21 protein-coding genes and 1 riboswitch are annotated in these 23939 nt (G+C 48.9%); of the genes, 15 read left to right on the top strand and 6 right to left on the bottom strand.

The window, feature by feature from the left end; translation table 11 throughout:
* Window positions 1-428: 428 nt before the first annotated feature.
* The 6 genes from tsr to cheZ all read left to right on the top strand — a co-directional run bounded on the left by tsr (window position 429) and on the right by cheZ (window position 7059).
* The gene (gene tsr, locus M988_RS11825; RefSeq protein ID WP_064574268.1) at window positions 429-2096 is read left to right on the top strand and encodes a methyl-accepting chemotaxis protein; all 1668 of its coding nucleotides are present in this window, start codon (window positions 429-431) and stop codon (window positions 2094-2096) included.
* Between the two features lie 261 nt (window positions 2097-2357).
* Window positions 2358-3989 (top strand): methyl-accepting chemotaxis protein, encoded by a 1632-nt coding sequence (locus M988_RS11820; RefSeq protein ID WP_039187620.1) that lies wholly within the window; start codon window positions 2358-2360, stop codon window positions 3987-3989.
* Between the two features lie 67 nt (window positions 3990-4056).
* The gene (cheR, locus tag M988_RS11815; protein ID WP_008813170.1) at window positions 4057-4932 is read left to right on the top strand and encodes a protein-glutamate O-methyltransferase CheR; all 876 of its coding nucleotides are present in this window, start codon (window positions 4057-4059) and stop codon (window positions 4930-4932) included.
* A complete protein-coding gene (locus tag M988_RS11810) occupies window positions 4929-5981 on the top strand; it encodes a protein-glutamate methylesterase/protein-glutamine glutaminase (RefSeq protein WP_020303810.1) in 1053 nt (350 codons plus the stop codon). Before cheR ends, M988_RS11810 begins: the two co-directional genes overlap by 4 nt.
* A gap of 34 nt (window positions 5982-6015) precedes the next feature.
* The gene (gene cheY / locus M988_RS11805; RefSeq protein ID WP_004091454.1) at window positions 6016-6405 is read left to right on the top strand and encodes a chemotaxis response regulator CheY; all 390 of its coding nucleotides are present in this window, start codon (window positions 6016-6018) and stop codon (window positions 6403-6405) included.
* A gap of 9 nt (window positions 6406-6414) precedes the next feature.
* Window positions 6415-7059 (top strand): protein phosphatase CheZ, encoded by a 645-nt coding sequence (gene cheZ / locus M988_RS11800; protein ID WP_004091456.1) that lies wholly within the window; start codon window positions 6415-6417, stop codon window positions 7057-7059.
* Window positions 7060-7166: 107 nt separating this feature from the next.
* Here the strand turns inward: cheZ and M988_RS11795 are convergent, their stop codons facing one another.
* Complete coding sequence (locus M988_RS11795) at window positions 7167-7601, bottom strand: Rrf2 family transcriptional regulator (RefSeq protein WP_008813173.1); 435 nt, start codon at window positions 7599-7601, stop codon at window positions 7167-7169.
* A 523-nt stretch (window positions 7602-8124) separates the two neighbouring features.
* Between M988_RS11795 and phoH the strand changes: the two genes are divergently transcribed.
* Window positions 8125-8913, top strand: a complete 789-nt coding sequence (gene phoH, locus M988_RS11790) for a phosphate starvation-inducible protein PhoH (protein WP_004091460.1) — start codon at window positions 8125-8127, stop codon at window positions 8911-8913.
* A gap of 155 nt (window positions 8914-9068) precedes the next feature.
* On the top strand, window positions 9069-9911 hold the full coding sequence (locus tag M988_RS11785) for a DMT family transporter (protein WP_061060152.1): 843 nt from the start codon (window positions 9069-9071) through the stop codon (window positions 9909-9911).
* A gap of 64 nt (window positions 9912-9975) precedes the next feature.
* Here the strand turns inward: M988_RS11785 and chaA are convergent, their stop codons facing one another.
* Window positions 9976-11085 carry a sodium-potassium/proton antiporter ChaA gene (gene chaA / locus M988_RS11780; RefSeq protein ID WP_039187622.1) on the bottom strand — a complete coding sequence of 370 codons (1110 nt, stop codon included), beginning with the start codon at window positions 11083-11085 and terminating at the stop codon, window positions 9976-9978.
* A 356-nt stretch (window positions 11086-11441) separates the two neighbouring features.
* Between chaA and M988_RS11775 the strand changes: the two genes are divergently transcribed.
* Window positions 11442-12017, top strand: coding sequence for a DedA family protein (locus M988_RS11775; protein ID WP_008813176.1), 576 nt, complete (start codon window positions 11442-11444; stop codon window positions 12015-12017).
* A 14-nt stretch (window positions 12018-12031) separates the two neighbouring features.
* Here M988_RS11775 and M988_RS11770 read toward each other — a convergent pair whose 3' ends face one another.
* The 3 genes from M988_RS11770 to M988_RS11760 form a co-directional block, all read right to left on the bottom strand.
* The gene (locus tag M988_RS11770) at window positions 12032-12376 is read right to left on the bottom strand and encodes a nitrous oxide-stimulated promoter family protein (RefSeq protein WP_039187623.1); all 345 of its coding nucleotides are present in this window, start codon (window positions 12374-12376) and stop codon (window positions 12032-12034) included.
* A gap of 100 nt (window positions 12377-12476) precedes the next feature.
* A complete protein-coding gene (locus M988_RS11765; RefSeq protein WP_008813178.1) occupies window positions 12477-12995 on the bottom strand; it encodes a DedA family protein in 519 nt (172 codons plus the stop codon).
* A 200-nt stretch (window positions 12996-13195) separates the two neighbouring features.
* Complete coding sequence (locus tag M988_RS11760; protein ID WP_064574272.1) at window positions 13196-14662, bottom strand: MFS transporter; 1467 nt, start codon at window positions 14660-14662, stop codon at window positions 13196-13198.
* A gap of 123 nt (window positions 14663-14785) precedes the next feature.
* Between M988_RS11760 and M988_RS11755 the strand changes: the two genes are divergently transcribed.
* Complete coding sequence (locus tag M988_RS11755; RefSeq protein ID WP_064574266.1) at window positions 14786-15343, top strand: TetR/AcrR family transcriptional regulator; 558 nt, start codon at window positions 14786-14788, stop codon at window positions 15341-15343.
* Between the two features lie 256 nt (window positions 15344-15599).
* A riboswitch (M-box (ykoK) riboswitch) is annotated at window positions 15600-15784 on the top strand.
* Window positions 15785-15841: 57 nt separating this feature from the next.
* Window positions 15842-16855 carry a magnesium transporter gene (locus M988_RS11750; RefSeq protein ID WP_064574264.1) on the top strand — a complete coding sequence of 338 codons (1014 nt, stop codon included), beginning with the start codon at window positions 15842-15844 and terminating at the stop codon, window positions 16853-16855.
* A gap of 191 nt (window positions 16856-17046) precedes the next feature.
* Here the strand turns inward: M988_RS11750 and M988_RS11745 are convergent, their stop codons facing one another.
* A complete protein-coding gene (locus M988_RS11745) occupies window positions 17047-17682 on the bottom strand; it encodes a TetR/AcrR family transcriptional regulator (RefSeq protein ID WP_039187626.1) in 636 nt (211 codons plus the stop codon).
* A 249-nt stretch (window positions 17683-17931) separates the two neighbouring features.
* Between M988_RS11745 and M988_RS11740 the strand changes: the two genes are divergently transcribed.
* The 4 genes from M988_RS11740 to mqo all read left to right on the top strand — a co-directional run bounded on the left by M988_RS11740 (window position 17932) and on the right by mqo (window position 23695).
* Window positions 17932-18645, top strand: coding sequence for a gluconate 2-dehydrogenase subunit 3 family protein (locus M988_RS11740; protein ID WP_039187627.1), 714 nt, complete (start codon window positions 17932-17934; stop codon window positions 18643-18645).
* A gap of 37 nt (window positions 18646-18682) precedes the next feature.
* Entirely contained in the window at window positions 18683-20455 is a 1773-nt protein-coding gene (locus M988_RS11735) for a GMC family oxidoreductase (protein WP_064574262.1), read from the top strand.
* 2 nt (window positions 20456-20457) lie between these two features.
* A complete protein-coding gene (locus tag M988_RS11730; protein WP_064574260.1) occupies window positions 20458-21771 on the top strand; it encodes a cytochrome c in 1314 nt (437 codons plus the stop codon).
* A gap of 271 nt (window positions 21772-22042) precedes the next feature.
* Complete coding sequence (mqo, locus tag M988_RS11725; protein WP_156518175.1) at window positions 22043-23695, top strand: malate dehydrogenase (quinone); 1653 nt, start codon at window positions 22043-22045, stop codon at window positions 23693-23695.
* Window positions 23696-23939: the final 244 nt, after the last annotated feature.

Below are 23939 nucleotides of genomic sequence, written 5' to 3'. Positions count from 1 at the left end.
CCGGTAATGTGCCGGAAAAGGTCAAAATCAAAACAAAAAGTGTGGCCGTTTTTTAGTTTAAGTGGTCGTAGGTAGAGCCGCCGGTACAGGGATGTACCGGCGGAGTTTGGGGCGCCCTGGATGGGCGATACCAAACCGGAGCGGAGATGGCGTCTCGGATAAAAGCGCGCGAGTGCAGAGACCACGCGCTGGTGGTCTCTGCCCGTACGCCCTCACTAGGGTATCAATGACGCTCGGTATGAACAGGCGGGCGGAATATTACACAATGTTTGCAGAGTGGTGACCGGCGAACGAAACATGACACCGGTGCCCCATAAACGTTCGGCATGCAAAAAACACCCATCCCCCCACTAAACTAAATTCCCCCCTAAAGTTTTCTAAAGCCCCGCCGATATCCCTTCTATCCGACGTACCGAGAATGAGAAACCATGTTAAACCGTATAAAAGTTGTCACCAGTTTGCTGTTGGTGCTGGGGTTGTTTGGTATTTTACAAATGACATCCGGAGGATTGTTCTTTAACGCCCTGAAAAACGACAAGGAAAACTTCACTGTTTTACAAACCATCCGCCAGCAGCAGTCCACGCTGAATGGTAGCTGGGTAGCATTACTCCAAACGCGAAATACGCTTAACCGTGCGGGCATCCGTTACATGATGGATGTGAATAAAACCGGTAGCGGTGCGACGGTGGATGATTTGCTGCAAATTGCCAAAACCTCTCTGCAGCAGGCGGAAGGACGTTGGGGGGAATACGAGGCGCTGCCTATCGACCCACGTCAAAGCCAAGAGTCTGTCGAGCAGCTAAAGCGTAATTACGACATCTTGCACGGTGCATTATCTGAGCTAATCCAACTGCTTTCTACCGGCAAAATCAATGAGTTCTTTGACCAGCCGACGCAAGGTTATCAAGACGGATTTGAGAAAAGTTATGTCGATTATCTGGTGCAAAACGATCGTTTGTATCAGGACGCGGTGAACGACAATAACAGTTCGTACAGCATGGCAATGTGGATTTTGATCGGCGTGCTTGCGCTGGTGGCCGTTGCGATTGTTCTTGTCTGGTTCGGTATTCAAAGAACGTTGATTGTTCCGCTAAATCGCCTGATCGATAGCATCAAACATATCGCGGGCGGCGATTTGGCGCGCAGCATTGACGTGCATGGCACCAATGAAATGGGGCAGCTCGCCGCCAGCCTAAAACACATGCAGGGTGAACTGGTTCGCACCGTAGGTAATGTGCGTCAAGGTGCTAATGCGATCTACAGCGGCGCGAGCGAAATTTCAGCTGGCAACAACGATCTCTCTTCTCGTACCGAGCAACAGGCGGCCTCACTGGAAGAAACGGCAGCCAGCATGGAACAGCTGACTGCAACGGTGAAACAGAACGCCGAAAATGCACGTCAGGCGAGCCATCTTGCGCTTAGCGCATCTGAAACGGCACAGAAAGGCGGCAAAGTGGTGGCGAACGTAGTGCAAACCATGCACGACATCGCAGGAAGCTCACAGAAGATTGCTGATATCACCAGCGTCATCGACGGTATTGCTTTCCAAACCAATATTCTGGCACTGAATGCGGCGGTTGAAGCGGCACGAGCCGGTGAACAGGGGCGTGGGTTTGCGGTGGTTGCGGGTGAAGTCCGCAATCTGGCGCAGCGCAGTGCTCAGGCAGCGAAAGAAATCAAAGGTCTTATTGAAGACTCAGTAAATCGTGTCGATATGGGGTCAGTGCTGGTCGAAAGCGCGGGCGAAACCATGGGCGATATTGTCAGTGCGGTGACTCGCGTGACGGACATTATGGGCGAAATCGCATCGGCCTCTGATGAGCAAAGTCGCGGTATCGATCAGGTTGGTCAGGCAGTGTCTGAAATGGATCGCGTGACCCAACAGAACGCCGCGTTGGTGGAAGAGTCCGCATCTGCGGCTGCCGCTCTGGAAGAACAGGCCAGCATGCTGACGCAGGCGGTTTCAGTATTCCGCATCCAGCATGATTTCAAAGAAGACATCAGCGAAAGTCGTAGCGTTAAGCCTGTGATTGCCACTCCGGCGCCTCGTGCTATTGCGGCGACCGATGCGGGCGATAACTGGGAAACCTTCTAAACACCGTAGTCACAAAAATGAAAGGGTGGCAAAGACCACCCTACCTGCATAGCGGGGATAAGCTGAAGCACTTTTTTACTCTTCATTCTTCAGGCTACGGCATGGATGAATGTTTCAAGTGAACTGCACCTTGAAATCTATTGAGTATGTATCTCCACGCGTGTGGCTACGCTGATGACAAAGCTGCTACACGCGTTGGGAATAATTAAAACGTGACAGCGCCGGGACCCTACAAATGAACCGGCCCAAAAGGAAAGCATCGTGTTTAATCGAATCCGAGTATCAACCAGTCTGTTCCTGCTGCTTATGCTGTTCTGCCTGCTGCAATTGGGATCTACCGGCTTGTCATTTATGTCGATTCGTTCCGATAACAACAACTTTTCTAACGTGCAGGTGGTTAACGATCAGCGTGAAGCGCTGAATCAGTCATGGGTGGCGTTATTACAGGCGCGCAATACGCTTAACCGAGCGGGTACTCGTGCCGCACTCAAGGTGCCACAGGAGAAAGTCAATGAGCTGATGGCGGGAGCCCGTTCATCATTGCAGAAGGCTGATCTCTATTTTAACCAGTTCTTGGCTGTTCCTCGTGTCACGAAGGAAGGCGTGGAGCTGACAGAAACAACCAAGCAGAGCTACGAAAAATTACGTACCACGTTGCGAGAACTCATTGTTCTGCTGGAACAAGGCGATCTACAAGGTTTTATGGATCAGCCGACGCAAAAAATACAAGACCTGTTTGAAGTGCAGACGCAGGCCTATACCCAGCATGTTGATGATGTACTGGCAAAAACGGCAACCGAAAACAAAAACGCCTACACCCTCTCAATGCTGATGGTCGCGGGTGCCATTGCCATGCTGATTGTCGTCGTTTTGAGTTCACTGTATTGGCTACGAAAAATGCTGATTTCTCCGCTGAATACTATGCGTGACCACTTTGACCGCATAGCAGAAGGCGATTTATCAGGTGAAATCAAAGTTTTTGGGCGTAATGAGCTCAGCTTATTGTTTGCTAGCTTGCAACAAATGCAGCAGTCGTTGGCGAAAACCGTATTAACCGTCCGTCAGGGTTCCGACGCTATTTATAACGGCCTACAAGAGATCGCCTCAGGCAATAACGACCTCTCCTCGCGTACGGAGCAACAGGCGGCGTCGCTGGAAGAAACGGCAGCCAGCATGGAACAACTCACGGCAACCGTAAAACAGAATGCGGATAACGCACGTCAGGCGGCTCGCTTGGCGAAAGAAGCCTCAGGTACGGCGACTTCAGGTGGCGAAATCGTCGGTAACGTTGTGCGCACCATGCATGAAATTGCTAGCAGCTCACAGAAAATCGGTGATATCACCAGCGTTATCGACGGCATCGCTTTCCAGACCAATATTCTTGCGTTGAACGCGGCGGTTGAAGCGGCTCGGGCGGGAGAGCAGGGGCGTGGTTTTGCGGTCGTCGCTGGGGAAGTGCGTAATTTGGCGCAGCGCAGCGCGCAGGCGGCCAAAGAGATTAAAGGGCTGATCGATGATTCAGTCAACCGAGTGAAGCAAGGATCTGCCTTAGTTGAAAATGCAGGTAATACCATGGAAGAGGTGGTGCGCTCGGTCGCTCGTGTCACCGATATCATGGGCGAAATTTCCTCTGCTTCCGATGAACAAAGCCGAGGCATCGAACAGGTTGCTTTGGCGGTAACGCAAATGGATCAGGTGACGCAGCAAAATGCGGCACTGGTCGAAGAAGCTGCATCAGCGACACAGGCGGTGGAAGAGCAAGCAAATGCACTGACACGCTCTGTTGCCGCGTTCCATCTGGTATCAGCACCCGCTGCGAGAGTTGTTGATGATCGTATCGCAACATCTACGCAGAAGCTGCCCAAGGACAAAGATGTATGGCAACCGATTTAGCAGGACTAAAGCGGTAGTTAATGGTGAACGACCTTGGGTCGTTCGCCCATTGTAAATTGGGTGAGTGATGGCGAATTTATTTACACAGTCAGGAAACGATGATGTTCAGACTCCCGCATTGATGATGCAGAGAGTCCCCTTGGCAGACGTTCATTTTCGTCGCATCAGTCAGCTTATTTATCAACATGCCGGCATTGTATTAGCCGACCACAAACGGGAAATGGTTTATAACCGGCTGGTTCGACGCCTTCGAGCGTTGAATCTGAATGATTTTGGCGCCTATTTAGCACTTTTGGAAAGTAGCCAAAGTCACGGTGAATGGCAGACGTTTATTAATTCACTAACCACTAACTTAACGGCTTTTTTTCGCGAAGCGCACCATTTTCCCATTTTGGCGGAACATGCGCGCAAACGTCCGCACAATTATTGTGTTTGGAGCACGGCGGCATCGTCAGGTGAAGAACCCTACTCGATTGCCATGACGTTAGCAGAAGCATTGGGTACCACGCCGGTCGGGCCACAGGTTTGGGCCAGCGATATTGATACTCAGGTGTTGGAAAAAGCCGTGCGTGGCGTTTATCGGCAGGAAGAAACTAAGCACCTCACGCCGTCTCAGCTCCAGCGTTTTTTTCTGCGAGGGACGGGGCCGCAGCAGGGCTTTGTGCGTGTTCGACCTGAATTAGCACAGCGAGTGCATTTTCAAATGCTCAACTTGCTGTCGCCGCAGTGGGATTTACCGGGGCCGTTCGACGCCATATTTTGTCGTAACGTGATGATCTATTTTGATAAAGAAACTCAGGCTCGCATTCTCCATCGTTTTATCAAATTGCTGAAACCTGGTGGATTGTTGTTTGCAGGTCATTCGGAAAACTTTAGCCATATCAGCCAAGAGTTTTATTTGCGCGGACAAACCGTGTATGGGCTGTCCAAGGAGAGTCGATGAGTAAAATTCGGGTGTTGTGTGTTGATGACTCGGCGCTGATGCGTCAGCTGATGACGGAAATCATTAATAGTCATCCCGATATGGAAATGGTCGCAGTGGCACAAGATCCGCTGGTGGCGCGCGATCTGATTAAAAAATTTAACCCTCAGGTGCTAACGCTTGACGTGGAAATGCCGCGCATGGACGGCATTGATTTCCTTGAAAAGCTGATGCGTCTCAGGCCGATGCCGGTGGTTATGGTGTCTTCACTGACGGGAAAAGGATCGGAAATCACGCTGAAAGCGCTGGAGCTAGGGGCAGTGGATTTCGTCACTAAGCCTCAACTGGGTATTCGCGAAGGAATGCTGGCCTACAGCGAAATGATTGCCGATAAAGTGCGGGCGGCGGCGAAAGCGCGCCTGCCAGCACGCGGTTCTCTGCCGGTGAAGCCCGCGACGCTTAGCCATACGCCGCTGCTCAGCAGTGAAAAGCTGATTGCTATTGGCGCATCCACCGGTGGCACTGAGGCCATTCGCCATGTGCTTCAGCCTTTGCCTACCACCAGCCCGGCATTGCTGATCACTCAGCATATGCCACCGGGGTTCACTCGCTCATTTGCTGAGCGGCTGAATAAGCTTTGCCAGATCACGGTGAAAGAGGCAGAGGAGGGAGAGCGAGTGTTACCCGGCCATGCCTATATTGCGCCGGGTGATATGCACCTTGAACTAGCACGTAGCGGCGCGAACTACATCGTGCGGCTGCATCAAGGACCGGCGGTTAACCGCCATCGTCCTTCGGTCGATGTGCTGTTTGATTCGGTGGCACGCTATGCAGGGCGAAATGCGGTAGGGGTGATCCTCACCGGAATGGGGAATGACGGTGCGGCGGGGATGCTCAAAATGCATCAGGCAGGGGCTTATACCATCGCGCAAAACGAAGCCAGCTGCGTGGTATTTGGTATGCCAAGAGAGGCCATTTTAACGGGCGGCGTCGATGAAGTGGTCGATCTGCAACAAATCAGTCAGCGTATGCTGACGCAAATTAGTGCCGGACAGGCACTGCGTATTTAACGTTCCCTGAGTAGGGGACCTTTGAGGAGTCAGTATGGCGGATAAAAATCTGCGTTTTCTCGTTGTTGATGATTTTGCCACAATGCGCCGCATCGTGAGAAACCTGCTTAAAGAGCTGGGTTTTAATAACGTAGAAGAAGCGGAAGATGGCGCAGATGCTTTAACCAAGCTACGCGCTGGCGCATTTGATTTTGTGGTATCTGACTGGAACATGCCAAACATGGACGGTCTACAACTGCTACAGGCGATTCGGGCCGATGGAAGCCTCGGCGCGTTGCCGGTGCTAATGGTGACGGCAGAAGCGAAAAAAGAAAACATTATTGCCGCCGCGCAGGCGGGAGCCAGCGGTTATGTGGTTAAACCGTTTACGGCAGCAACGTTAGAAGAAAAGCTGAATAAGATTTTTGAAAAGTTGGGGATCTAAGGAGTCACAATGAACGAACATCCTATGCCCGCAACTGATGCGGCCACTGCCAACGATATTATTGCTCGAATTGGGCAATTGACGCGCATGCTGCGTGACAGCTTGAAAGAGCTTGGTCTGGATCAGGCAATTGCTCAAGCGGCAGAAGCGATACCCGATGCCCGCGATCGTTTGGACTACGTGGTACAGATGACAGCACAGGCTGCCGAACGCGCATTAAACTGCGTTGAAGCTGCTCAGCCGCGCCAAACCTCATTGGAAAAAGGAGCGACCGATCTGAAAGTGCGTTGGGATGAGTGGTTTGCTAATCCTATCGAGCTTTCCGACGCGCGCGTATTGGTTTCTGATACCCGCAGTTATCTGGCTGCTGTTCCCGAACACACCTCATTTACTCATGCTCAGCTGCTTGAGATCATGATGGCGCAGGATTTCCAAGATCTTACCGGTCAGGTTATTAAACGTATGATGGGTGTAGTTCAGGAGATCGAGAAAGAACTATTGGCGGTGTTGGTTGAAAATATCCCAGATGTTTCGGCCAAGCCTAAACGCGAAAACGATGGCTTACTCAATGGCCCACAGATGAACCAAAACGGCCCTGGCATTGTGGCAAATCAGGAGCAGGTTGATGATTTGTTGGGAAGTTTAGGGTTTTAACGAAAGAAGCAGCGGTATCGTGATAGCAATGCCGCTGCTTATCATCAACGTCGCGCTAAAATAACACTATAGATACTTGTGCCAAGCCCCGTTTTCAGCCGTAAACATTATTCTGCCGGTATCCCTAAAATCGCAATAATCTCCCCACGATTGCTGACCAGATCGGCAAGCGTGTAATTTTCCATCGCAGTTAAAAAGGCTTCCATCCCCACTTTCAATGCGGCCTGTAATTGACATATCTTAATCAGTTTGCAACCCGGTGAATGGCAGTCAATGCCGTTCAGATTGCTCTCCAAGGCGCGAATGACCTGACCGATATTGATGTCTGCGGCGGGTTTGCCTAGCTCAATACCGCCGCCTTTGCCGCGTACTGCGTGGATATAGCCCAACCCGACCAACTGTGCGACGACTTTCACCATATGATTACGCGAGATATCGTAATGGCCGGCGATTTCACCCACGCTGGTGCGCTGACCATAGGGCATGGAGGCCAGATACATCAAGGCTCGTAGGCCGAAATCGGTGTAAGTCGTTAATTTCATGAAGTCGCTAGTGAGTGAGAATATTAACTCTGTTTATAACATAATTATGGCGCTTTTGGCTGAGCTCATGGCAATAAATAGTAAAGTTAAATCTTTTTTAACAATTAGTGGCAATAATATTAACACTGTCATTATACTGTCATTATCAAGCAGTAAATTTTCATTAGGCGACAGCAGTATTCACACTAACGCAGGTTATTGAACCAGCAGGTTTGTGAGGAGCGCGGATGAGACAGTCCTTACCTGGGCTAGCACGATGTCAAACAAGAATCAAACAGCAGGCTGTCTGTGACAGCAAGAATGTCGACTCAGCAAAATCTGCGTCACGGCTTTACTCCCCACTCAATAGTTTAACTCTCCTATCTGTTCCACCCCTATTACGACTGCGCGCCGCAGGGATTAGCTTCGCGCGCGTGTTCGTATCAAGCAGGTCAACCCTCACTGAGGAGGTTAGCGGATAAACGAGTGACAGTTCGTTCATGAAACGTGGAATGACGATTGAAACCAACTGTAAGGTGCCAAAATGGGAAAACAGAAAGCTGTTATCAGAGCGCGTCGTGAAGCTAAACGTGTCGTAAAACGTGATGGTCGTAGTCAACGTCAGCGCGAGGAAGATCAGGCTGCCTCTCTGGTTCAGATGGGCGGTATCGAAACCATTGGCATGGCGCGGGAAAAACGCGATAACGCGCCAGTCACGGCCAGAACGGAAGCGCAGGTCGCTTATCTGTCTGCAATTGAATCCAAACAGTTAATCTTTGCCACCGGCGAAGCGGGCTGTGGCAAGACCTTTATTAGCGCAGCGAAAGCGGCGGAAGCACTCATTCATAAGGAGGTTGATCGCATTATTGTCACACGTCCTGTGCTGCAGGCCGACGAAGATCTCGGTTTTCTGCCGGGTGATGTTTCCGAGAAGTTTGCGCCTTATTTCCGCCCAGTCTATGACGTGTTGGTGCGGCGTTTAGGGGCTTCATTCCTGCAATATTGTCTGCGCCCTGAAATCGGCAAGGTAGAAATTGCGCCTTTTGCCTATATGCGTGGCCGTACCTTTGAAAATGCCTTTGTGATCCTTGATGAAGCACAAAACGTCACCGCCAGCCAAATGAAAATGTTCCTGACTCGTCTGGGGGAGAATGTCACCGTGGTGGTTAACGGCGATATAACCCAGTGTGATTTACCTCGCGGAGTGAAATCCGGCCTCGAAGATGCGCTGCAACGCTTCACTGAGGATGGGATGGTGAGTATCGTCCGCTTTGACAGCCAAGACTGCGTTCGCTCGGCGCTTTGCCAGCGCACCTTAAACGCATACCAATAAGTTTTGTCGTTAATCCTGTTTGCTTCTCAGGGCCACTTTCGGGTGGCCTTGCTTATTTAATCCTCTACACATAACACTTCTATGATGTATTTGTGACAATCGTGCGCACAGATCTTATCCTCTTGGTATCTCAGTTTTTTTGGTGAGCATGAACTATGTCTACCGCAGTTTTTTTGGCCGTACTTTGCGCGGCACTACTGCATGCAAGTTGGAATACGTTGGTTAAGATTGGTGAGGAGCGCTTTGTCGGCGTGGCGCTGATTGCGGTGTTTTCCGGTGCGGTATCACTCTGCGGTTTGGCGTGGGTAGGGTTACCCAATATGGCGTCGTTGCCGTGGCTATTGCTGTCTCTGGTATTACATACTGGGTATTGTCTATTTCTCAGTCGCGCTTATGGGCAAGGTGACTTAGGGCAAATTTATCCGTTAGCGCGAGGCAGTGCGCCGCTGCTGGCGATGATCCTCAGCGCGCTGTTTCTACGTGAGTACCCGCCGCTATTAGGCATCATCGGTGCCGTGGTTTTAGTAGCCGGAGTTTTGCTGATGGCGCTACGCGGCGGTGGCAGCACAAAATTGAACGCCAAAGCGGTGCGATATGCGCTTATTACGGCCATGTTTACCGCGGGCTATACGCTTTCTGATGGTGCCGGCGCGCGCGCCGCACAAGCGCCGTTAACCTATACGTTATGGCTGTTTACGCTTAACGGCGTCATTATGTTGCCGTTGCTATGGGCTCATCAACGAGGGAAAACGTGGGTACAGATCAAGTGTAACTGGCGAGCCGGATTGGCTGGTGGAGCAATGTCGCTGCTCGCTTACGGCATCGTCATTTGGGCACTGACACAAGCTCCGATTGGTGTTGTTGCGGCTCTGCGTGAAAGTAGCGTGTTGTTTGCGATGATTTTCTCGGTATGGCTGCTCAAAGAGCCCATGGGGAGAGCCAGAATCGCCGCGAGTCTCGTGATTGTTACGGGCGTGATGCTATCGCGGTTGGGGTAAAACCTGAGGATCTAGCCAATAAAAACGGCGCGATAATCGCGCCGTTTGACATGAAGTGGGACGACTACAGGAAGATCGTCATCAGATAAGCTGCGAATAACGCTAAATGCGCCGCACCGTTCAGTACGTTAGTGCGCCCAGTGCTGAATGACACCTGACACAACATCAGTGCGGCAACCATAACGACCATCTGTGGCGCGTCCAACGCAAAGATCAGCGGCTGACCGGTTAGCGTTGCGATAATAGTTACTGCAGGCACCGTCAGTGAAATGGTTGCCAGCACAGAACCAAAGAACAGGTTCATCGCGCGCTGTACCTGATTTGCTAGAACCGCCTTTAACGCTCCTAAACCCTCTGGTGACAAAATCAGCAATGCAACCAAGAAGCCGGTGAACTGCTTCGGCGCGTCCAGCGTACTCAACAGGCTTTCCAGCGGATTGGCGTTAAACTTAGTCACCGCGATAACCGCAATAAGATGTACGATCAGCCATCCCGCGTGCCATGCGCTGCTGTGCGCTGATGGCTTGCCATGATGGGGATCGGCAGGGTCATCACCATCGTCTTCATGTTCATAGACAAACAGGCTCTGGTGGGTTTTAGTCTGAATCAGCAAGAATACGCCATACATCGCCGCAGAGATTGCCGCAATCATCAGCGCCTGACCGGTAGTGAAATTGCCGTTAGGGAACGTCATTGGCAGTACCAGTACGATGATCGCCAGAGGGATCAGCGTAATCAGGTATTGCTTAATGCCGGCCAGATTTACAAACTGGGTGGCAAATTTACGTCCACCCAGCAGCAAAGAGAAGCCAACCAGACCACCGGTGACGATCATCACGATAGAGTAGAGTGTGTCACGCATTAGCGCAGGGGCGGCGTCTCCCGTAGCCATCAGCGCAGAGATTAAGCTGACTTCGAGGATAACCACAGACAGACTAAGAATTAACGAACCGTAGGGTTCACCCAAACGGTGAGCCAGCACGTCAGCATGACGTACTACGCTAAAGGCACTACTCAGGATAGCGATCAGTGCCAGAATATTGATGCCAGCGATAGCAGGTAAATTCTGGGTATTTCCCCAAAGAGCAAGAACGACTAAGGCAATAACAGGTAGGGCTAATGAGTACTCGCTATGCCGCGTTTTCACTCGGCATGCTTCAGTTTCTGACTTCATTATGATTATTCTCCATATCACTAGGCGCAGGCGGTCAATCGCAAAGCTTCATCGTAAAACTCAATCAATAGTTCGATAAAACTATGCACAGCCTATCAAAAAAAACGATTTTCTCGATTAGTTTTTACTTAGCTTTACTTATTTTATGCATTTTTATCACGGTCTGCTGACTTAAATCATGATAGCAGCGCGGTAATAAGCTGTTGCAAAGGTTCCATTGTGTTATAGGGTGGTTCAATCGTTTATTTGCATGGTTAGAGAGAACTGATTTTTTGATAAGGAGTTTAATTTCTATCGCGACTAATAACTTTCTCATTACTATTCTATTTTGAACATCGCGGAGGAGCGGCAAGAACATGACAGATGCAGGCCAATGGATTTCTGATTACGGCTATATCGCGGTGGTTGTCGGCAGCATTATTGAGGGCGAAACGATTGCATTTTTAGCGGGTATTGCTGCGCATAAACATTTGCTGTCTTATCCGCTGGTTTTACTGCTCACTTTCGTGGGCGCGACGGCGGGAGACTTTACCCTCTATATGGTTGGACGTCGATTTGGTACGCAAATCTTGAGCCGTTTTCGCCGCCAGCAGAAAAAAATACAGCGCTTTCAACAGCGAGTGCGTGAGCATGAAACATGGCTGATCTTGGGGATGCGTTTTGCTTATGGATTCCGCACCGTTGGGCCGATTATTATCGGTTCATCTGGCGTTAAGCTGCGTAAATTTGTCCTATTTAATGTTATAGGAGCCGCAGTATGGGCGTTTAGCGTGGTGACGCTAGGCTATGCAGCCAGTGAAGTATTATTCCGTCTATTTGCTCATGAGCACCAACGGCGGATTGCGTTTGTGGTGCTGATGGTGGCGCTATTGCTGATCTTGATTGGGGTTAAATGGTATCGGTCAAAACAGGCGGACAGTAACGATGCTTAGGCTGAAAAGCACGGCTATTTTTTCGGTCTATACTTTTCAGGTAGTTCAGGAACTGGGCGCTTGTCGTCAATGAGATGACGCACGGTGAGAATGGGGTGACGCCATAACATGCGCGGCCCAGACCAACGCATGATCTGTTTCATCTCTTCACGTTTGGACGGTTGATAGCAATGAACAGGGCACTGCTTGCAGGCGGGTTTATCTGTGCCAAAAATGCAACGGTCGAGGCGTTTGACCGCATAGGCGTAAAGCAGATCGTAGTGCTGTTCATCCGCCGTGGCCTCGGGGCAACGTCTCTGATATAGCGAAATCATTCTTCGAATGGTGAGTTTTTCCCTCTGAATACGATTGTCTGGCATGGCGGTTATTCCCCGGTTGGTACTCACTTTTCGATACGCATAATATATATTTATAATACATGTATTGGCTTGCGAGATACCATTCTTTCCTGCATTTTGATTAGATCATCGGAGGGATAATCAGGAGTGCACCAGAGGTAATACCCACAAATAAAGCCGCCCAAATTGCCGCTGAAAATAGGCTAACGCAGTAAACCCTAAATCGTTTTAGCGGCAACATGCCTGCAGCAAGCGGAACCATATAGCGCAGCACTGCGATAAAACGCGAGCCAAATAGCACTAGCACGCCATTATTTTCCAATTTACGCCTTATATTTTGCAGCTTTTCTTCATGACGAGTGAGTAATCCCGTAGACAATTTGTTGCGCATAATCAGCGCGCCGAAATGAAAACTCAGAATTGAACCTAGCGCTGCGCCTAGCGTAATGGCTAGCCATACTTCGCCAACCGTCAGGCTGGGTTGGCTAATGGAAATACTCGCCAGTAGCATCACTGACGCAGGTGGCAGCAAAGAAGAGAGGACGACGGTCGATTTGCTCAGTGCAATACCGAACAGCAATAAGAACAGGTGCGCCGGATAAAGGGCAAAATGTGCCAATAGCGGTTCTAGCCATGCCATGTTGTCCTCCTATTCGTATTAGTTTCATCGGGAAATAGGACTTTTGGCTAATGCTGGTCTAAAGCGCGATTTTAGGGGAAGTACACCGATGGGGTCGTAGCAGCTTTAGCTGCCGGAGCGCCCCGTGGTGTGCTAGCCCCGTGTATCTCGATCTCTTAAACGATCGGCATTAGGTTTTTGGCCCCTATATGGACGTTCGCCTAGCGAATGCGTTTAAGCGTAATGGCGCTAACCGCAAGCAAAATGGCGGCAGATACCAAGACGTAAACGAAAGCGTTGTCAAAGGCAGAATGTGCTTGGCTGATGATCCACTGGGCTTGTTCAACATTCAGCGTTTTAGCCAATTTTAGCGTTTCATCAATGCTGTCGAATGCGGCAGAATCCAGCGATATCTGTGCGGGCAATACCAGACTACTGCTGTAGACCGCGGTCATCATTCCACCTAACAATGTGATACCCAGCACGCTGCCCAGCTCGTAAGCAACGTCTTCTATCGACGCCGCCATGCCAGCTTTTTCGTTTGGCGCATTAAACATAATGGCCGTAGATGCGGCGGTAAATGAGGCACCAATACCGCAACCGATGGCCGCAAGATAGATCAAAATTTCTAGTAGGCTTTCGTTATAGCGTAAGGCTAATCCGACAATGCCTAATGCGGTTATCGTTAGTCCACCCATCACGAGATTTCGTTCGCCGTATTTAGGCTGCAGTACGCCAGCCAAGGGGCCAGCCAACGCCGCAGCCAATGGGATAGGTAAAATGTAGAGCGCGGCTTCCAAGGGCGAAAGTCCCACCACTAACTGGAGGCGCTGACTTAATACGAGCTCGATACCCACCATGGCCAGCATAGCCACCAGCGCAATCGCGACGCCGCTGGTAAACATACGATTGCTAAACAGCGAGAAATCAATCATCGGTGTATCTAAACGGCGTTGGCGACGCACAAAAATCGTTAGGAATGCGATGCCTAGCGCAGCGGAGATCAGCATTAACAGGAGCGAAGGCTGCGTTTTACTCAGCTCCTTCAGGGCGTAAATCGCAGCGACTAGCCCAATCAGCACTTGCACGGAACCAAGATAATCGCATGGGCGTTGCTTAGTCTGACGGTCTGTAGGAATTAACCATTTAGCAAAGGGCAATACGATCAACACCACGGGAACATTAATCAGAAATACGGCGCCCCACCAGAAATACTCCAGCAGCATTCCACCAATAACTGGGCCAATTGCTGCGCCACCCGAAGCGACGGCGGACCAAATTCCGATCGCCAACGAGCGCTCTTTCGGTTCAGTAAAGGTATGGCGAATAATCGACAGCGTAGGTGGCATCATCATAGCTGCGCCCACAGCCAAGAATACACGTGACCCAATCAGCAGCGGCGCGTTGGGTGAGAATGCAGCGCACAACGAAGCGAGCGCAAAAACCGGCAGACCATACATAAACAGTTTTTTATGGCCGATACGATCGCTTAGCATTCCTGCGGCGGGTAACAAACCGGCTACCACTAACGGATAGGCATTGATAATCCAAAGCTTTTCAGATGCGTTTGCGTTCAGTGATAGCGTAAGTTTTGGTAACGCCGTGTAGAGCACGGTCATATCTACAACGATTAAAAACAATGCGCTGGATACGATTGCCAAGGTTAACCAGCGTTGATTGGCGTTCATCATCATGTCTCTAAATGGCGATGTGGCATACTGCCACATCTGTTAAATTTCAAGGCCCACATGTTATGGGCTATAATGCTAACTATCAATCCATACGTATGTATTTAAATCGAGGACACTTAAATGGGGCGTCAACGTAGCATCGATCGCGAAAAGGTTCTGGATGTTGCTGAAGAGATTATTTCCACTCAAGGTGCGGCGGCGCTGACTATCGATTCTGTGGCTCGAGCAATGGGGATCTCAAAGGGCGGGGTTCAGTACTGCTTTGGCAACAAAGATGCGCTCATTGATGCAATGTTTGAGCGCTGGGGGAAGGCCTACGATCAGGTTTTTGATTTGGTTGCCAGACAGGATGATTCCCCAGAAAATCGAGTAGCGGCTCATGTTATGGCCACGCATAAGTACGATCAGGCCTCTAGTGCTAAGGCGGCAGGCTTGTTGGTGACATTAATGCAGACGAAAGAGCATTTGGAAAATACTCGTCATTGGTATCGCGATCGTATTGCAAAGTTAGATATAACAACACCAGCGGGTAAGCAGGCGCGTATCGCTTTTTTGGCTACCGAGGGGGCTTTTATGCTGCGTTATTTTAGTTTGATGGATATTGAACAAAATGAGTGGGAATCAATGTTTAGCGATATTGAGTCTTTAATTTCCTCAGACGCAAAAAATAGAGTGTAACGGTTAGGTCACTCTTGTCGATAGCATGTAATTCATCGTTAGCTAAAATAACCCGCTTGCAGAAGAGAGTGAGCGGTTAATTTTTAGGATAAAAGGTAATAATAGGGTTTACGTTGTGAGTATTAATGTCGTTAACGTTAATCTTAAATAAGAAAAAGTTTTTTTAATCTAAAAAAGTTTTTTTCTAAATATTCAATAAACCAAAATCCATTTATCAAATCTGATTTTTTTTTGCGGTGTAAGATTGCCTCGTTTTTAACGATCTCGTTATGGCGAGGCTCCTATACAAACATAAGTTATCGCCCTGATGGCATCGAGAGAGGCCACACAGGGAAATACAGGCATCCATCGAATCAAGGTGTTGCCAAGGTAACTTCTAGTTAAATCAATATATTGCTAGATACGTTGTATAGTGCTAAACCCAAGACGTAGGGATCTCGCTTCCTATACTAGTCTTGTTCGCCCCTATGAGGTTTTAATTCTATAGGGAATCAAACTATGTCTTACCGCGTAAAGAATGCTATTCATAATCACAATAAAGAATATGACGATGACGCCATTGCACAATATATGCGCACTGACGTTATTACGTTAGAGCATATACTTTGTGTTCAAGAAGCTCGTGAGATATTTTTATCTCGTCTGAAAGATGATGATATTCCAGCTCAGGTTTTTGTGGTTAATGGCGATAAGTTTTGTGGCGTTTTGTCCATTAAAAAACTACTGCAAGAGTCTGATCCTATGCAGACGATCAGAGCGTTAATGGACGTTAATTTTTATCATGTTAGCCCAAAGGATGAGCGGCAGGATGTCATCCTATTATTGTCAAAAGAGGAACTAGATATTGTTCCCGTTATCGACAATGGGAAGCTGGTGGGGTGTTTGACGGAAAAAGAAATTTCTCACCTATTGGAAGATGATGTGACCGAAGATGCTCAGCGACAGGGCGCTAGCTTGCCGCTGGAGAAACCTTATCTGGAAACGAGCCCCATTACCCTGTGGAAAAAGCGCTCAGTCTGGCTGCTGCTGCTGTTTGTCGCAGAAGCCTACACCAGCAGCGTAATACAGCATTTTGAAGATGCGTTAGAATCGGCGATTGCTTTAGCTTTCTTTATTCCTTTATTGATCGGCACCGGTGGTAACAGCGGTACGCAAATAACGTCAACCTTGGTTCGGTCAATGGCGCTGGGAGAAGTGCATTTAAGGGACTTGGGTAAAGTTATTCGCAAAGAAGTGACGACGTCACTGATGATTGCTCTCACCCTCGGTTTAGCAGGATGTCTGCGTGCGTGGATGATGGGCATTGGCCCTGAAATTACGTTGATTGTTAGCCTGACATTAGTGTGTATCACGCTGTGGAGTGCCGTTGTTTCATCCGTTATTCCGATGGTGCTAAAACGTGTAGGGATTGACCCGGCCGTGGTATCTGCACCATTTATTGCCACCTTTATCGACGGTACGGGGCTGATTATTTACTTCAAAATTGCTCAGTATTCGCTGGGGTTGAATTAACCATTCATGCTATATCGGCATCTTTAAAGCCGTGCGCTTGGGTGTAATGCTTGTCAGTTAAGCCTGATTTTAGGGGAAGTACACCGATGGGGTCGTAGCGGCGAAGCCGCCGGAGCGCCCCACGGTGTGCTAGCCCCGTGTATCTCGATCTCTTAAATGAACAGCATTATGCCCTTGGGTGTGGCTTTACCTTATTTTATACAGACGTAGCGTAATACGGCGGTCACTGCTAACTGTCGATTACGAGCAAGAATTTCTTCATTAGACTGCTGGCTGTGAAATAGTGCATTGAAGGTGTAGCGATTTGATACCTGATGTACGCAGATGCTGCTGATTAGGCGGTGTACATCTATCACATTCAGATCGGTATAAAAATCACCGTTACTTTTGCCTCTGCTTAGAATGTTCTCTAGTACTTCAAGCGCAGTCTGGTTCGCGCTTTGGATTTGGGATGACTGGCTAATGTAGCGGCCACGCAATAAGTTCTCGCAGCATACCAAGCGCATAAAATCAGCATGAGAAATATGATAGTCAAAGCTCTTCTCAACCAATGTTATGAGGGCTTCCTTAGGAGGGAGTTTGGAGAGATTAAGGCCGAGTTCATACTGACGGATCTGCTCATAGACTTTCTCCAGTACGGCAATATACAACTGTTCTTTATTTTGAAAATGATAGACCACCATGCGTTTTGTGGTCGCGGCCTCTGAGGCAATCTGCTCTAGACGAGCCCCTTGCATGCCAAACTCTGCAAAAACCGTTAGAGCGCCGGAAAGAATTTTCTTTTTGAGGCCTTCAGGATCGTTTTTACGTTTGCTGTCGGTAGGCATGTCGATGTCATTCTCTGGCGTTTTCGGAATCTTCTTGCATGTCAGAATAACTACCTATTGAGCGCAATACAAATTCCGCTACTGCTATTGCATTTCTTTTTGGTGAATTCTCCTCTTTTTTCGAACTCGAGAAAATACGCACTTAATGTACGCATTAAAAACGTTCCATTTGGTACATAATGACTTTGTTGTAAAAAAACGGTGACATAGTGGTTGCCATATTGATTGATTTTGATTTGGAGATAGAAGGTGAAAAGGAGACATTTCATCCTTTCACTGGCGGTTTTGCTTGCCAGTACTGCACTGAAAGTGAAAGCAAAAATTATATCCGGCGGGATGCCTTGGCGAGCACATGCGGTGCGTCCACCGCAGCCGGTTATCCCCGGCGAGTGGCATTTCTTTAACAATAATGAAGTCATTTTGATGGATTCATTGGTCGACCTCATTATTCCTCCTGATGAACTCAGTATTGGTGCGAAAGAGGCAGGGTGCACACTGTTTATCGATCGCCAGCTAAGCGGCGACTTTGGTAAAGCTACGACGGTTTATCGCCTTGGCCCAGTGGTCGAAGGGTTACCACAGCAGGGGCCTCAGTTCAAAGATACGCCTGCTGAACGTTATCGTTTGGGGCTTGCAGCGATTGGTAACGTGGCTAAAAAACAGTACCAAAAAGAGTTCCATCAGCTTGAAGAAGAGCAGCAAATTGAAATGTTGCAATCCATTGAAAACGGAACGCTGGCATTGCCAGGACTCAACGGACAGGCATTTTTTGCCATGTTGATTCAAAACGTTCGAGAAGGTTTCTTTGCCGATCCGCTATACGGTGGCAATAAAGATATGGCTGGCTGGAAAATGCTCGGTTTTCCTGGTGCTCGGTATGACTATCGCGAAGAGATTAAGCTCCGCGGCAAGGACTTGAATCTTGTGCCGATCAGCATGATTGGCACACAAAAAGACGCCTAATAATAAAGAAATAGTAGAATTCTGTTGGGAAAAGTGTATGAGCAATAAAAGAGAAAGAGCAGATGTTGTCATTGTTGGGCTGGGATGGGCTGGCTCGCTCATGGCAAATGAATTGACGATGGCAGGTTTGAACGTCGTTGCCATTGAGCGCGGTTCTTGGCGTGATACCAGTACTGATTTTCCAACCACTATTGATACCGATGAACTGCGTTTTGTCAGCCGTCGCGCCATTATGCAGCCACCTGCGGTTGAAACGCTGACCTTCCGTAATACGCCAGTGCAGCGAGCTCTGCCATTACGGGAGTGGAACACCTACCAGTTTGGCTGGAACGTTGGTGGTGCAGGGACTCACTGGAATGGTATGACGTGGCGTTTTCTACCCTACGATTTTCAGAGTTACAGCATGACCGTCGAACGTTACGGTAAAGATAAGCTTTTACCAGGGCTACAGGTACAGGATTGGGGCGTCTCTTACCAAGATTTAGAACCTTTTTACGATAAGTTCGAGCGCTATGCTGGAACATCGGGAAAAGCTGGAAACATTCAAGGCAAGATCCAAATCGGGGGGAACCCCTTTGAAGGCCCCCGCCAGCGCGATTATCCGTTACCTCCGCTGGAGCGCACACGCATGGCTGAGATCTTTGATCAGGCGGCCAAAGGATTGGGATACCATCCATTTCCAGTTCCCGCGGGAAATACTTCAGGGGCATATACCAACCCGCTGGGCATAAAAATGGCCCCTTGTACCTACTGTGGTTACTGCGAATTCTTTGGCTGTGGAAACTGGTCAAAAAGCAGCCCTCAAGCATGCATTCTGCCAGCATTGATGCAACGTAAAAATTTTCAGGTGATCACTGAATCTGAAGTACTGCACGTCAATCTCAGTAGTGATAAAAAGACGGCGACGGGCGTTACTTATATTGATAATGAGGGTAAGCAGTGGGAGCAACCCGCTGATATTGTGATCATAGCGGCTTATCAAATGGATAACGTGCGTCTGATGCTGTTGTCGGGGATTGGTAAACCTTATAACCACCAAACAGGAGAAGGCGTGGTCGGGAGAAACTACGCTTACCAAACTATTTCAGGCGCCAGTGTATTCTTCAAAAATGAGCATCTCAATCCGTTTATCGGAGCTGGCGCTTTGGCACAGGCCATTGACGATTTTAACGGTGATAATTTCGATCACAGCCAGCATGATTTTATCGGTGGTGCGGTTGCTCTCGTGCATTCTACAAACGGTCGCCCGATTGCTTCGGGTAATCTGGTGCCTCCAGGAACACCTAAGTGGGGGCGAGAATGGAAGCAGGCTTACCAACAAAGCTACCAAAATGCGAACTCGGTGTACTGTCAGGGTAATAGCTATCCGCATCGTGATGTTTTTCTCGATTTGGACCCTGAGTATAAAGATCGTCATGGCCGTCCTTTGTTGCGAGTCACCTTTGATTGGAATGAGAATGACAAGCGATCGGCTCACTTTATGGCTGACCGCTCTGTCGAGTTGGGTAAGGCCATGGGCGCAGAAACGGTGGTGCGTTCAGAGCCAACCACTCGACCGTTTTCACCAATGGATAATTTGTCTTCACACACCACTGGTGGCGCCGTGATGGGAGACGATCCGCGCACCAGCGCATTAAACCGCTATCTACAAAGCTGGGATGTACATAATACGTTCGTTGTTGGCGCATCCGCATTTGCTAACAATGGGGGATATAACCCCACAGGAACAGTAGGTGCGCTAACGCTTTGGGCTGCAGAGGCCATTAAAACGCGCTATCTGAAGGCGCCAGGTCCGTTGGTGGAGGCGTAATTATGACTGCGAAAAAAGTAATTGCCGCTGTAGTGGGTGTTGCAGTGATCGCTGGTGCAGGTTTTGTCGGCTATAAAACATGGCACAATGCGAGCCAAAAACACGATTTTATAGCTCCACCATCGCTGAGTAGCACGGGAATAACCGCGCTCGAACGTGGTGAGTATCTGGCTCGTGCGGGAGACTGTGTTGCCTGTCATACCGCTGAGGGGGGGAAACCTTATGCTGGAGGTATGGGGCTAGATACACCATTTGGGAAGATAATGGTTAGCAACATCACTCCAGATAAAGAGACAGGGATCGGCGGATGGAGCGATCAGCAATTCATTGATGCAGTGCGTCAGGGTAAGGGGGTTCATGGTGAAAACCTGTATCCCGCTATGCCATATAATGTTTATAGCAAAGTCAGTGACGCAGATTTGAAAGATATGAAAGCCTATCTCGATACTATCCCTGCTGTACATAATCAGGTGGCGAAAACTGATCTGCCGTTTCCTTTCAATATCCGGCAAATGATGTGGGGCTGGAACCTACTTTTCTTCGATGCAGCGCCGTTCAAGACAAATCCACAGCGTTCGTCACAGTGGAATCGTGGTGCTTATTTGGTTGATGGGCTTGGGCACTGTACATCTTGTCATACCCCTAAAAATCTTCTAGGCGCCGATCAGTCGGGTAAGTATCTACAGGGCGGGGAACTGCAAGGTTGGCTTGCTCCAGAGATCACTGGCAATAGACGTCAAGGCATTGGCCGTTGGACTCCAGATCAGGTCGTGAGCTATCTCGGAACGGGAAGCAATAGCCACGCAGTTGCCGCTGGACCAATGGGAGAGGCGATCGATAATTCATTACAGTACATGAACAAAGATGATTTACGCGCGATGGCGGAATATCTGCAAAGCTTGCCGGGTAGTCGTGATAATTCTGTTCCATTAACCGCAGCGCAGGAAACAATGCAGCGGGGAGCTAAGATTTATCAAGATAACTGTATGGCCTGCCATAAAGCAGATGGAAGTGGTGTGGAAGGTATGATCCCTGCGCTTGCGGGAAACAGTGGTATTCAGGCTCCATCAGCGACCAATGTATTACGTGCGCTCATGCTAGGGGGGCAAGGCGTTGCGACGCACAGTAATCCAACTGCGGCAGCGATGCCTGAATTTGCTTGGAAACTTGATGATCAGCAACTATCTGATGTAGCGACCTTTATTCGTAACGGGTGGGGAAACCAGTCTCCGGCGGTTAATACGCAAGATGTCGCTAACGCACGTAAGTCGTTATCAGCAAGTAACCCGCTGAATAACCCAAGAAATACGCAGTAAGAAGATGAAATAAATCTGAGAAATATTGAGTGTCAATTAACCGGCGTGGTGTTTAGCGCCGGTTAATTATTTGAGCGATAAACACCAATTTAAAGATAATTTATATATCAGGTGTATAGAATTATTTCCCCTGTCAACGTTGTTATTGGTTGCGAAATAAATAAACACTAAGTGTGTGGATTATTAAAATTGTGAATGCGGTTTTAAATTAACGTAAAAATGCGTTAACATATATGCACTTTGTTTATCTATGCTATGTAAAATTCTTATTATGCCTGCATTCAATAAAACTATTCTTTCGCTCACTACGCTTGCATTATTTGTCAGTTCAGCCACTTGGGCTAAGGACGAGACAACGCAAAAAACAGATTTTCTACTCATCGGCGGCGGCATCATGAGCGCCTCGCTTGGGACTTGGTTGCAGGAGCTGCAACCTGAGTGGAAACAGGTCATGGTCGAAAAATTAGATGGCGTTGCGCTTGAGTCATCTAATGGCTGGAATAACGCGGGAACCGGACATTCCGCCAATATGGAACTTAACTATACGCCAGAACGAGCTGATGGCAGCATCGATGTGAGCAAGGCGCTGGATATTAACGAGCAGTTTATGATCTCTCGTCAATTCTGGTCGGCTCAGGTTAAGCGCGGTATTTTAAATAATCCTCATGACTTTATTAACTCTACGCCGCATATGAGTTTTGTGTGGGGTGATAAAAACGTCAACTATCTGACCAAACGTTATGCTGCATTGCAGGAAACTACGCTGTTCCAGGGGATGAAATTCTCAACCGATCATGCACAGATTCAACAGTGGGCACCGTTGGTAATGCAAGGGCGTGATGCCAGTCAGAAAGTCGCAGCCACCTGGACTCCCGCGGGAACCGACGTTAACTATGGTGAAATTACCCGCCAACTGATCGGCAGCCTGAAGAAAAGCGCCAATTTCTCTTTGCAGACTTCAGCCGAAGTGACTGAGTTTAAGCGCAACGGCGATAACTCATGGCATGTCACTATTAAAGACGTTAACGGCGGTGATGAACATGCGATTGACGCGAAGTACGTGTTTATTGGCGCCGGCGGTGGAGCGCTGAAGTTGCTGCAAAAAACCGGCATTGCGGAAGCTAAAAACTACGCCGGTTTTCCTGTCGGTGGCTCTTTCCTGATGACGGAAAACCCAGAAATTACTCAACAGCATTTGGAAAAGGTATATGGTCAAGCATCCGTGGGTGCGCCACCCATGTCTGTGCCGCATCTTGATGCGCGTTTCATCGATGGCAAACGCGTAGTGCTGTTTGGGCCATTCGCGACCTTCTCGACTAAATTCCTGAAAAATGGATCTTTCTTTGATCTGCTGAGCACCACGACGACCAGTAATTTTATTCCAATGACCGATGTCGGTTTGGATAATTTTGATCTGGTGAAATACCTTATCAGCCAAGTGATGCTGAGCGATGACGACCGATTTGCATCGCTGCGAGAGTATTATCCGCAGGCTCGTAAGGAGGACTGGAAACTGATTCAGGCGGGGCAGCGTGTACAGATCATCAAAAAAGACAAAGAGAAGGGGGGCGTGCTGAAGCTGGGTACTGAAGTAGTTGTCGATCAACAGAGAACCATTTCTGCTCTGTTGGGAGCATCACCAGGGGCATCCACCGCTGCGCCTATCACTCTGAATGTGATTAAGCAGATGTTCCCTGAGCAGTTTAACTCGCCTGAATGGCAGGGCAAAATCCGCGGTATTGTGCCGAGCTACGGTCAGAAGTTGAATGGAAATGCTGCGTTAACACAGCAGGTTTGGGATGAAACGGCGTCAACGCTGCAACTGACTAAACCGCCGGTGATTCAGATGAAAGCGAATACTTCTGCAGAAAAAGCAGTAGAAGAAAAACATCAAGATTCTCCACAGCACGATATGGCGCTGTAACCCATGTGACCCTCTGCGCTGGGGCTTTGCCTCAAACAGAGGGTCTTTCCCTATCAAGTCTCTCTCACTTCCTCTTTTACACCTTAAACTCTCGGGTTTTAGCAGATCGTCGTGTGGCCCCACGCAATCTGCCCCCGCACCCCACATACTTTTTTAAATTCCGTAGAGTGAACTTGTCCAATCAAGCAAACACTGGAACTTAAACTCCCATGATTGAAATAAAAACCAGAAATTGCCTAATGCT

It is taken from the genome of Hafnia paralvei ATCC 29927 (assembly GCF_001655005.1).
GTDB classification, from domain to species: Bacteria; Pseudomonadota; Gammaproteobacteria; order Enterobacterales; family Enterobacteriaceae; genus Hafnia; species Hafnia paralvei.
This window is presented reverse-complemented; position numbering and strand designations above follow the sequence as displayed.

Excerpts from the sequence above, each read along its gene's own strand:
- tsr (WP_064574268.1), top strand. The coding sequence starts at position 429 with ATGTTAAACCGTATAAAAGTTGTCACCAGTTTGCTGTTGGTGCTGGGG.
- cheR (WP_008813170.1), top strand. The coding sequence starts at position 4,057 with ATGGCGAATTTATTTACACAGTCAGGAAACGATGATGTTCAGACTCCC.
- M988_RS11810 (WP_020303810.1), top strand. The coding sequence starts at position 4,929 with ATGAGTAAAATTCGGGTGTTGTGTGTTGATGACTCGGCGCTGATGCGT.
- cheY (WP_004091454.1), top strand. The coding sequence starts at position 6,016 with ATGGCGGATAAAAATCTGCGTTTTCTCGTTGTTGATGATTTTGCCACA.
- cheZ (WP_004091456.1), top strand. The coding sequence starts at position 6,415 with ATGAACGAACATCCTATGCCCGCAACTGATGCGGCCACTGCCAACGAT.
- M988_RS11795 (WP_008813173.1), bottom strand. The coding sequence starts at position 7,601 with ATGAAATTAACGACTTACACCGATTTCGGCCTACGAGCCTTGATGTAT.
- phoH (WP_004091460.1), top strand. The coding sequence starts at position 8,125 with ATGGGAAAACAGAAAGCTGTTATCAGAGCGCGTCGTGAAGCTAAACGT.
- M988_RS11785 (WP_061060152.1), top strand. The coding sequence starts at position 9,069 with ATGTCTACCGCAGTTTTTTTGGCCGTACTTTGCGCGGCACTACTGCAT.
- chaA (WP_039187622.1), bottom strand. The coding sequence starts at position 11,085 with ATGAAGTCAGAAACTGAAGCATGCCGAGTGAAAACGCGGCATAGCGAG.
- M988_RS11775 (WP_008813176.1), top strand. The coding sequence starts at position 11,442 with ATGACAGATGCAGGCCAATGGATTTCTGATTACGGCTATATCGCGGTG.
- M988_RS11770 (WP_039187623.1), bottom strand. The coding sequence starts at position 12,376 with ATGCCAGACAATCGTATTCAGAGGGAAAAACTCACCATTCGAAGAATG.
- M988_RS11765 (WP_008813178.1), bottom strand. The coding sequence starts at position 12,995 with ATGGCATGGCTAGAACCGCTATTGGCACATTTTGCCCTTTATCCGGCG.
- M988_RS11760 (WP_064574272.1), bottom strand. The coding sequence starts at position 14,662 with ATGAACGCCAATCAACGCTGGTTAACCTTGGCAATCGTATCCAGCGCA.
- M988_RS11755 (WP_064574266.1), top strand. The coding sequence starts at position 14,786 with ATGGGGCGTCAACGTAGCATCGATCGCGAAAAGGTTCTGGATGTTGCT.
- M988_RS11750 (WP_064574264.1), top strand. The coding sequence starts at position 15,842 with ATGTCTTACCGCGTAAAGAATGCTATTCATAATCACAATAAAGAATAT.
- M988_RS11745 (WP_039187626.1), bottom strand. The coding sequence starts at position 17,682 with ATGCCTACCGACAGCAAACGTAAAAACGATCCTGAAGGCCTCAAAAAG.
- M988_RS11735 (WP_064574262.1), top strand. The coding sequence starts at position 18,683 with ATGAGCAATAAAAGAGAAAGAGCAGATGTTGTCATTGTTGGGCTGGGA.
- M988_RS11730 (WP_064574260.1), top strand. The coding sequence starts at position 20,458 with ATGACTGCGAAAAAAGTAATTGCCGCTGTAGTGGGTGTTGCAGTGATC.
- mqo (WP_156518175.1), top strand. The coding sequence starts at position 22,043 with ATGCCTGCATTCAATAAAACTATTCTTTCGCTCACTACGCTTGCATTA.